Source organism: Mucilaginibacter sp. dw_454 (assembly GCF_018449775.1).
In the GTDB taxonomy this organism is placed as follows: domain Bacteria; phylum Bacteroidota; class Bacteroidia; order Sphingobacteriales; family Sphingobacteriaceae; genus Mucilaginibacter.
Genome location: NZ_JAAVVB010000010.1, coordinates 1 through 10,408, shown reverse-complemented (window position 1 = coordinate 10,408; position 10,408 = coordinate 1). Strand labels below are relative to the sequence as shown.

Annotated in this window: 10 protein-coding genes; 5 read left to right on the top strand and 5 right to left on the bottom strand. The window is 42.7% G+C overall.

Annotated elements, in window-relative coordinates; all coding sequences use genetic code 11:
• The first annotated feature begins 197 nt into the window (after positions 1 to 197).
• From HB679_RS20450 to HB679_RS20430, 5 genes are all read left to right on the top strand, one after another.
• Positions 198 to 1,430 carry an acyltransferase gene (locus HB679_RS20450; protein WP_214073898.1) on the top strand — a complete coding sequence of 411 codons (1,233 nt, stop codon included), beginning with the start codon at positions 198 to 200 and terminating at the stop codon, positions 1,428 to 1,430.
• A 7-nt stretch (positions 1,431 to 1,437) separates the two neighbouring features.
• On the top strand, positions 1,438 to 2,769 hold the full coding sequence (locus HB679_RS20445; RefSeq protein WP_214073897.1) for an acetylxylan esterase: 1,332 nt from the start codon (positions 1,438 to 1,440) through the stop codon (positions 2,767 to 2,769).
• A 113-nt stretch (positions 2,770 to 2,882) separates the two neighbouring features.
• A complete protein-coding gene (locus HB679_RS20440) occupies positions 2,883 to 4,199 on the top strand; it encodes an acetylxylan esterase (RefSeq protein WP_214073896.1) in 1,317 nt (438 codons plus the stop codon).
• 9 nt (positions 4,200 to 4,208) lie between these two features.
• Positions 4,209 to 5,063, top strand: a complete 855-nt coding sequence (locus tag HB679_RS20435; protein WP_214073895.1) for a hypothetical protein — start codon at positions 4,209 to 4,211, stop codon at positions 5,061 to 5,063.
• Between the two features lie 54 nt (positions 5,064 to 5,117).
• Positions 5,118 to 7,208 (top strand): tetratricopeptide repeat protein, encoded by a 2,091-nt coding sequence (locus tag HB679_RS20430; protein WP_214073894.1) that lies wholly within the window; start codon positions 5,118 to 5,120, stop codon positions 7,206 to 7,208.
• Positions 7,209 to 7,212: 4 nt separating this feature from the next.
• Here HB679_RS20430 and HB679_RS20425 read toward each other — a convergent pair whose 3' ends face one another.
• The 5 genes from HB679_RS20425 to HB679_RS20405 form a co-directional block, all read right to left on the bottom strand.
• Complete coding sequence (locus tag HB679_RS20425; RefSeq protein ID WP_255547686.1) at positions 7,213 to 7,578, bottom strand: SRPBCC family protein; 366 nt, start codon at positions 7,576 to 7,578, stop codon at positions 7,213 to 7,215.
• A gap of 145 nt (positions 7,579 to 7,723) precedes the next feature.
• A complete protein-coding gene (locus HB679_RS20420) occupies positions 7,724 to 8,056 on the bottom strand; it encodes an MGMT family protein (RefSeq protein WP_214073892.1) in 333 nt (110 codons plus the stop codon).
• 8 nt (positions 8,057 to 8,064) lie between these two features.
• Positions 8,065 to 8,715, bottom strand: coding sequence for a tRNA (guanosine(46)-N7)-methyltransferase TrmB (gene trmB / locus HB679_RS20415; protein ID WP_214073891.1), 651 nt, complete (start codon positions 8,713 to 8,715; stop codon positions 8,065 to 8,067).
• 106 nt (positions 8,716 to 8,821) lie between these two features.
• Positions 8,822 to 9,631 carry an SDR family oxidoreductase gene (locus HB679_RS20410; protein ID WP_214073890.1) on the bottom strand — a complete coding sequence of 270 codons (810 nt, stop codon included), beginning with the start codon at positions 9,629 to 9,631 and terminating at the stop codon, positions 8,822 to 8,824.
• A gap of 252 nt (positions 9,632 to 9,883) precedes the next feature.
• On the bottom strand, positions 9,884 to 10,225 hold the full coding sequence (locus HB679_RS20405; RefSeq protein ID WP_255547687.1) for an endonuclease domain-containing protein: 342 nt from the start codon (positions 10,223 to 10,225) through the stop codon (positions 9,884 to 9,886).
• Positions 10,226 to 10,408 lie beyond the last annotated feature (183 nt).

Genomic DNA, 10,408 nt, shown 5'->3' with positions numbered 1-10,408 from the left:
GCCCTTTCTCTCCGACACGTCATCCTGAGCGCAGCGTGAGGATCGCTGAACGAGCGGACGGGGACGCGTTCCGGAGATCGTCACGCTCGTTCCTCTCTCACGATGACGTGGCGAAGAGCGCCGGGCGACAGCCCGGCATTTGTTTTGCAATAAAAGGTATAATCAAGTATTTTAGAGGGCACTAAATCTGTAAACTTTTGGCACAAAAAGCTGTACAAAACTATATTCCGGCTTTAACAGGCGTACGGGCCCTGGCTGCGTACCTGGTTTTTGTATCCCACTATTATTACATTTTCGATGATACTTTTCCCCACAATGTGCAACGCTTCTTCGGCGAGTTCCACATCGGGGTGTCTATCTTCTTCGTACTATCAGGTTTTTTAATCACCTATCGATACTATAATAACTTTCATTTAACAACTGATTGGTTTAAGCAATACCTTAAAAACCGCGTTGCGCGTATATACCCCATGTACGCAATTTTGACCATTAGCGCGTTCGTTTATTTTTTTTTTACCAGGGATGAAAGCATAACCCGGGGATATCAAAACCCCGTTTGGTTATTGATCATGAATATCACTTTCATTCGTGGTTTCTTTTATCGTTTTTGGGACACCGGCATAGCGCAGGGTTGGAGCTTAACTGTCGAAGAATGCTTTTACTTTTCGGCCCCTATCATCTTCCTCATCGCCAAAAAATATGGCAAGTTTTATATCCAGCCGTTGATATTAACTGCTTTTGCTGTGGGCATGGTGATGATTTTTAGAAACGTAAACTGGTATGGTTTCTTCGGCAATTTCCCTTTTGTAATGCTGTTTACTTTTTTTGGGCGATGCTTTGAATTTTACGTGGGCGTACAACTGGCGCGCATTGTTTTAAACAAAGGTTTTGAGCGCACCAACAAGGTTGTATATACCTACCTGGGTTTTGTGCTGATATTTTTATGTGTGTTGGTGATGTCTTTTCAGCCCATACCCAAAGGCTGGGCAGCCGGCGTGCAGAGCCCTACCGGCATTATCGTTAACAATTATTTTTTGTGTATTGCAGTGGCCCTATTCTTTTACGGGTTGTTAACCGAAACCACAGTTTTAAAGAAAGTACTAGCTAACCCTTTTGTAGAGCTGCTGGGTAAAAGCTCTTATATATTTTATTTGATCCATTTGGGGTGGATGTATAACCTGATACATCGGGGCACTAACTGGCTGAATGATTTTGCTTTTAGTCTTTATGATAAATGGGGCGTAGACTGGCACTCGCCGTTTGAATATGATAAGTTAAACCTGCTGTATGCCTTTATACTCTTGAATGCTATAGCTATACTGCTGTTTAAAACCATTGAAGAACCGTTGAATCATTACATTCGTAAATCTGATTTTTTGATTAAAAATAAGCGGTCCAATCCTGACAATAATTCACTTGAAATAAAATAGAATCGTTATGGCGGGAATGTTTGCAAAACTGATTTTTTTTATTGCCGCAATTATCCTCTTAAATGCGACGGTAACCTTTGCGCAATCAAAAACTAATGATAAAAAATTGCTGGCAGACGAAACCGAAATTTCAACCGTAATAACCACTACAGATAAAAACGCTTTCTTTGATGCGGACGCTAAATATACATTTGAAGTAAAAAACCCCACAAACGACGACCAGTCGGGTAAGATAACCTATACCGTGGCCGACGAGAACGGCGTAAAAATGCGTACCGATTCCATCAAGATCAGCGTTGCAAAAAACAGCATCGGTAAATACAATTTTGATATAGCCGGTAATGGCCCCGGCTTTTATAAGGTTAACTTCATGATCAATACCAATGATTATGACGATACCCTGCACCAGGTTTTTGGCGTAAAACCCCAGCTCATTAAATCCAGTTACCGTACGCCGCCCGATTTTGATGCATTTTGGCAAAAAGCCAAAGACGACCTGGCAAAAGTAGACCCTAAATTTAAGGTGACGTTTATGCCAAAAATGAGCAACAAGCTCTGCAACGTATACCTGGTACAAATGCAATCGCTGGACAACATTACCATTCGCGGCTGGTTAACAGAACCTGTTTTAGATCACCCTAACAAGAAGCTGTCGGTAGTACTTGGTTTGCCCGGCTACCAGATTGGCCTTAACCCCATCATGACCGTTGGCGACCCCGATTTTGCCTTCTTTACATTGAACGTACGTGGCCAGGGTAACAGCCGCGAATTTATTAATACGCGCCATGATGAATTTGTAGTCCATAACATCGACGATAAAAACAAATATGTTATGCGTGGCGTTATTATGGACTGTATACGTGCTATGGACTTTTTATACACCCGGCCCGAAATAAACCATGCGCACATCTTTGTAAAGGGCGGCAGTATGGGTGGCTATTTATCCATAACAACCGCAGCGTTAGACTATCGCGTTAATTTATGCTCGGCACAAAGCCCGGTATTTGCAGATATGCGCGCGCTGGTTAAAAGAGTCAAATTTCCGATACAATCCATCAATATCTATTTAAAAACACAGCCAGGGCTAACTATAGATAACATTATGGATAACTTTGATTATTTTGATGTGAAGAATTTTGCCCCGAAGGTTAAATGCAATTTTATTATGAGCGTAGGTTTGTTAGATACTTACGTGCCGCCCACCAATGATTTTGCGGTATATAATAGCATGACTGCCAAGAAACAAATAATGGTATTTAAAGATTTGGGGCATGATGTAAGCCCGCTATATACAAAATTGGAACAATCATGGATGCATGATCAGTTTGGGTTATATTAATTAAAAATAGAATTTAACGGCGGGACATGCCGATGTTAGTTATAATGAGCGCTAGTTTTAAAATATTAATTACCTACTTCAGATTACTGTTATTGGCTGTGGCTTTTATTGGTATGTCAGGAACGTGGCCTAATATTGCAAAAGCACAATCGCATAATTCGCCACCGGCCAAAAAAGACAAAGATAGCGACGATGATGACGACAAAAATAATGCAGGCGAAGTATCAACCATTTTAACGTCTGCTAGTAAAAACGCATTTTTTGATGATAAGGCCAAATATACTTTTGAAGTAAAAAACACTACCGGCACAGATCAGGTAGGTAAAGTATCGTACACGGTTACAACAGAAAAAGGGGTACAGCTTTTTACAGATTCTATCAAAGTTAAGATCGCCAAAAAAAGCGTTGAGAAATACAATTTCACCGTACCCGCCAGAGGGGTAGGGTTTTATAAAGTAAACTTCATGATAAATGTGAGCGATTATGATGACACAACACGCAAGGTATTTGGTATAAAACCAGAGCTAATTGCCTCGACCCACAGAAGGCCTGCCGACTTTGACCAGTTCTGGCAAAAAGTGAAGAATGAGCTGGCAGTGGTAAAGCCCAGATTTAAATTAACGGCCATGCCTAAGCTGGACAAAGATAACCGGCATGTTTATTTAATAGAGATGCAGTCATTAGGCGACATGACCATTCGCGGTTGGATGACGGTGCCCATCAGTAAAAATAAAAATCGTAAATTTTCTGTATTGCTGGGTTTACCGGGTTACCAGGTAAACCTGAATCCGCTAATGGGTGTTGATGACGATTTGGCTATTATTACATTAAACGTGCGTGGGCAGGGTAATAGCCGTGGCCCTATCAATACCCGTAGGGATGAGTTTATTTTTTATCATGTTGAAGACAAGAACAAATATGTAATGCGCGGCGTAGTAGCCGACTGTTTACGTGCCATAGACTTTATTTATGCGCAGCCTAATTTGCGCCATGATCAGATCCTGGTGTCGGGCGGTAGTATGGGTGGTTATTTATCAATAATTACCGCCAGTTTAGATAAGCGTGTTAACCTGTGCTCTGCACAGAACCCTATTTTTTGCGATGTGCGTAACCTGGTTGGCGAGGTTGACTGGCCAATGAGCAGTATCTACAAATATATTGGCACACAACCCGGCCTTACCTTAGATGAGGTGTTGGATAACCTGGATTATTACGACGCCAAAAACTTTGCGGTTAACCTTACCTGCCCTACTATTATGGGTATAGGTTTGCTTGATCCGTTTGCACCGCCTAATAACGAGTATGCCGCCTATAATAACATTAAATCGCCCAAACGTATTATGGCATTTAAGGACCTTGGGCACGAGATATCGCAGGAATATAAAAACTTAGAGGGCCGTTGGATGCGCGATGCCTTTGGATTATTTTAGAGATATGATATGAGCTTTACCAAACCCCGTTTAAAATACTTTTTAATAACAGCCGTATTGTTTATCACCTTACGAAGCAACAGTTATGGCGGCGTTTTCCCGGTACGGCCGGGCAGTTGGTTGCTATCGCCGTCTGTAAACTATTTTTTTGCCAATAAGGGCTGGGATTCTTTGCGCAGGCTTAGTCCTTTTCTGAATGGGGGCAAGTTTCAATCTATCAGTTATTCTTTGTACTCAGAGTACGGTCTCACCAGGCGCTTTACGTTAACCGCTCAATTGCCTTATGTAATGAACACTTATAGCGACAATACAGGGTATAGCAGTCAAAACTTTGGTTTTACTGATCTGGAGGTAGGCTTAAGGTATTATGCTTTCAACATTAATTACATTTACTATTTCGCGGTGCAGGCCACATATATACAGCCTTTATATAAAGACAACTTAAACCTGGGTTACGGCGAGCAAGGCGCAGAGTTAAAAGCATCGTTTGGCGGCAGCGGCCACCTGCTGGGCAAAAACTATTACTTTACCTTAGAGAATGGTGTACGGCAATATTTTGGCAGCAGTGGCCCATTGCAAGACCGTTATACCGGCACCTTCGGCGTAACGCTGGACAGGCGTTTTAAGCAACAACTATCAGCTACTATTGGCGGTTTTTATTCAACCAGCAGCCTGAGCAGCGGGTATGATCCGCAGCATATTGCAAGCAACAAAAACTTTGCGTTTAACCAGGTATCGTTAAGTTATGGTTATTCAATAACCCGTAAATTTTCGGTGTTTGTTTCGGCGGGGACATTTATAAACGGGCGCAACACGGGCGATGGATCCAGCGCTTCGGTATCATTTATAGTAAGGCCTTTTTAGCGTAAAAACATGATTAGATCATTCCTTATATTTTTATTGCTTCCTTTTTACTGCATGGCCCAGACAGAGTCGCCGTTAACGCAAAGCGGTAACGCCAAAGCCGGCGCCAAAGATTATACCGGTGCCATTGCAGATTTTACCAAAGCTATTGAGCAGAATGGTAAAGATCCTAATATCTATTTTTATCGGGCCAATGCCTACTCGGCAATCAAAGACTATTCATCGGCTATAAAAGATTTTACAACCGCTTATAACATTGCCCCGGCTAAGGCTACCATGTTTCTGTATTACTACCGGGGGAATGCCTACAACGGCAATAAAAATTATGTAGAGGCGATAGCCGATTATGATAAAGCGATAAGCATGAGTCCGCGTAATGCTATCTTGTACCACTACCGTGCAGATGCCAAATCAAACCTCGGCGATTATAAAGCTTCGATCGAAGATTTTAACCGCGCCATTGCTATTTCGCCAAGCGACCCTTCTTTATATGAATATCGTGGTGTAGCAAAAGCTAATGTAGATGATTACAAAGGCGCTATTGAAGATTATAATGTTGCCGCAAAGCTCGACCCGGAGAATCCTGATATTATTTTCTATCGTGCCAACGCAAAAGGCAATGTGCCTGATTTTAAAGGAGCCATTGACGATTATAATAAGACTTTAGCATTGAGCCCTAAAAACAGCGATGCACTGTTTTACAAAGCCAATGCGGAAGCCAATTTAGGCGATTACACCTCGGCCATTGCCGATTATAAAAAGACCATCGACCTTGATCCAAAAAAGCCAAACGTTTATAAATACCTGGCCAATGCATTGGGGAATAATCATGATGAGAAATCGGCCCTTGAATATTTTGCCACGCTCATTCAAAAGGACCCTAATAATGCAGAGCTATATCTGTATGACGGCATCGTAAAAAATAACCTGAATCAAAAAGATGAGGCCATCGCCGATTTTGATAAAGGCATTAGTCTTGACCCGAAAAATTCTGAACTGTTTCAAAGCCGCGCCGATGCCAAGTTGAGTATTAAGCGCTATGACGAAGCTGTTGATGATGCGGATGACGCCGTAGAGCTTGACCCCACCAACAGTTTTGCTTATACCACCCGCGGCCTGGCCAAGCTTAAACTAAACGATACCACAGCAGCGATGGCTGATCTGAACAAGGCGCTGGAATTGAACATCCATAATGACTATCCTTTTGCCGTTCGCGGCGAATTGCGAATTATGTTAAAGGATTTTAAAGGTGCGCTTTCTGATTTTAATCACGCCGTACAAGACAACCCCGGCAACGCTGAACATTACCTGCGGCGCGGCGATGCTTACCTAACCTTGGGTGACAGAAACCACGCGCTTGATGATTATAAAAAGGTGGGTAATATAGGCTCTAAGGATAACAGCTTATATGTGCATTTAGGCAGCTCAATGGTAAAAGGCAAATTTTACACAGACGCAGCAGTGATATTTGATGGGCTGGTAAAAAAAGAACCTGACAATGCCTATTACTACACCTTACGCGCCATCGCTGTAGAAAACCTGGGCAAGGTTGACTCGGCAATGGCTGATTATAACCGGGCGCTTACTATAGATACAGGCCTGGCCATAGCCTACCAAAACCGTGGTCACGCTAAAGCTACATTTAAAGATTTTGACGGTGCCTTAAAAGACATTAACAAAGCCATCAGCATTGAAGAAAACGACGACCAGGCGTATTTTTTACGCGCCAGTGTAAAGATGGAATTGAAGGATTACGAAGGTGCGGTGGATGATTATAACAGCACCCTGTTTATCAATATAGACAACGCGATAACCTTTGCTTATAGGGGTTATGCCAAAAGTTTTATCCCGAATGCGCCGCGGATAGAAAACGACTTTCAATATGCGCTGACGCTTAACCCGCAAAGTGACGACGTTTATACGCTTTGGGGCGATGCACAAGTTAATTTAAAGAATATCCCGCTGGCTATGACTTATTATAGCAAAGCCATAACGCTCAATCCTAAAAACCCTCAACCCTACTTTAAACGTGGCATATTGCGGATCAACCAAAACGATGCAGCGAATGCATGTGCCGACTTAAATGCAGCTGCAAAGCTGGGTTTGAAGGATGCGAAAGATGCTTTACAAAAATATTGCAAGTAATTGCTTATCGACGGAATACGCCAAACAGCTCATTGATGGCTTTTTCGCGATAGTTGAAGATTCTTTGTATTTTATGTTTAACCAGCAACGAATTGCTTAACCGGCCTATTACACCGTAGGGGATAGCGTAATTCAAAATATCGGTCATCAATACGCCGCCGGTAATTTGTTTAAAATGATGCTCGTGATGCCATAGCGCATAGGGGCCAAAGCGCTGTTCGTCTACAAAATAGTCGTGCTCTTTAACGTGGGTAATCTCCGTCATCCAGCCCATTTTAATACCGAAGATTGGTGTTATTTTGTAAGTGATGATCATGCCTTCATAAACCTTGGTATCCGCATCGTAGGGCGATGTTACCTTAAACCCCATCTTAGGAGGAGTTATTTTAGCAAGATTTAATGGCGATGTAAAAAAATCCCAGGTCTCGGCAAGTGGTATTGGGAGCTTTTGCTCAAATTGTAGTCGATATGTTTTCACGCAGCAGCCGCCGCAAAAACTCAGCCAGTAATAGCTATTAGAGTGCTAATTCGATATTCGGATCCCAGAAAACTTCTTTGAAATCCTGTACCTGGTTGTCTTTCACTTTTACACCTTCAGCTTCCAGTAACTCTTGCATCCTATTACCACCAAAATGAAACTTAGCAGTAAGCAAACCCTGGCGATTAACCACCCGATGTGCCGGTACCGGCGGCTGTGCCGACCCGCAAGCCTGCATTGCATAGCCCACCATCCTTGACGACCCCTTTGTACCCAGATAGCTGGCAATAGCCCCGTATGATGTTACACGCCCCACAGGAATCTGCCGGGCGACATCAAGTACGTTATCATAAAAATTATAATCGGGCATAACCTGTGTTATTTGAATGAGAATTTCAGGTAATTAATATTCTTGTTATCCTTTAAATATTTTTTCTCGTAGTAGGTTTTGATAGACAGCACTTCGTCTGCAAATTCAGACTTGTACAGATCTGCCGTGTTTATGTGCTCTTTAAGGTCCAGTTCTTTGATCTTTCCGGCAGTGTATTCATAAAAACCGTCGTTGTCCGTCTTCAAGTTAACAAAACCACCGGGCTTCAATATTTCGGTGTACATATTCAAAAACCGTGGAGATGTCAAACGTTTTTTCTCACGACTCAATTGAGGTTGCGGATCAGGAAATGTTATCCAGATCTCGTCCACTTCGCCGGCTGAAAAATAATCTATCAATGTCTCTATCTGGATGCGCAAAAAAGCTACGTTATTTACGCCATCCTCTAAAGCCGTCTTGGCCCCGCGCCAAATGCGGTTGCCTTTATAGTCGACCCCAATAAAATTCTTATCCGGAAACAGCGTGGCCAGGTTTACGGTGTACTCGCCTTTACCACAGGCCAGTTCCAACACAACCGGGTTTTCGTTCTTAAAAAAGTTTTTGCTCCATTGGCCCTTATAAGGCTTTCCTTCATCCAGTTGTAAAACGTTGCTGAAGTCTTCTATCTCGGCGAAACGTCTTATTTTGTCTTTTCCCACTATTATTCAAAAAAAATGTCATTGCGAGCATAGCGTGGCAATCGCAAACTTTGCAGCGTGCGATTGCTTCGTTCCTCGCAATGACAAAGGTACTATTTATCTTAAATTACTTTATCCCGTAATGATCGGCCATCAAGCCTTCAAATATGCCACCCGGCAACGCTTTCTTTAACGTAACCGCAATGGTTTGGCCAATGGCGCCTACCAGGTACTGGTGGGCAGGGTTGCTTTTGCCTACTATTTTAACCAGTTGCTTACCAATAGCAATTGGGTCGGCACCTGCGTTTTCGTCTTTTTCTATGCTTGCTATCGCGATATCGTAGTTTGCTTTCAGTTTATCATGATCGACGGTAAACGGAATTTTCTCGCGGCTGCCGGTAAACTCGGTTTTGAAGTCGCCCGGGTTTATGGTGGTGATTTTAACACCGGTTTTACGCAGCTCCATACGCAAGCTTTCAGAATATCCTTCAACAGCATATTTTGATGCTACATACATACTTTGATAAGGCAAACCAAACAAGCCCGCCAGTGAGCTGATGTTTACTACAATACCACTGTTATTTTTCAGCATCTCGGGGATAACCGCGCTGCACATACGTACCACACCAAAAAAGTTAACCTCAAATTGTTGCTTGGCTTTGTCAACCGGCATAGCGTAAGCCGGACCGGCAATACCGTTACCTGCGTTGTTTACCAGTACATCAATTTTACCTTCGGCTTTAATAATTTTAGCAACAGCTGCCTGGGCAGATGCATCGTCGGTTACGTCCAGTTCAATCAGGTTAAAAGGCACGTTCACTTTTTTTGCAAGGTTACGTGTGGTACCATAAACGGTGTGTCCGGCTTCATGTAAAGCGGTGGCACTTGCCAGACCTATCCCCGATGAAGCTCCTGTTACAAGAATTACTTTTTTCATTTTTTGTTGTTGACTAAATTTTTGTGTAGGTTATTGTGCATCCAAAGATAAAATAATGCGGTATAAAATAAATGGCTTTTTTGTGATGAGATATAAGGGCGTTTCCGCCTTTAGGCGGATCAGGCTGTACGCTCATACTGCGCGAGGCTTTAGGCGCCGGGCCGGTATCCGCTGCCATCCTTAACGCGTAGGGACTCACCCCGCGGCACTTCGTACGGACCCTCTCTTCGCCTTCGGCGGAAAGAGGGTTGTTTAGTGGTTAAATTTATTTAAATGTTCGGTTATGAAATTAATGACGGACTCTGTCTTATTTAGTATTTCATCATTTTCGAATCTTAGGACGGTCAGTCCTAAAGCGTTTAAAACCAGGTCTCGGTTTTTATCATAATCTTGTTTTAATAAATGTATCGGTCCATCCGCTTCAATTACCAGCTTTGCCTCGTGACAATAGAAATCAGGAATATAGTATCGATTATAACCGAATGCCGAAACGCAAATTGGGTATTGACAAAGAAACTTATGCTTTATCAGTTGTCTGTTCCTTAGAAAACTCCACAAAAGTTTTCCGGCAGGTGTTTCCCGCTGTCTCAGCATCCGGCAAAATTCAATTATTGAATCCATCATCCGAAAATAAGAAAATCTACAAAAAATAACCCTCTTTCCGCCAAAGGCTGTTGGCGCATTCCTTTCAATGCATGGCGGGGGACTCACCCGTGCTCGACCACCCTCTCTTCCGCAAGCAGTAAAGAGGGTTAAACAATTGGTTTAAAAAAAGAA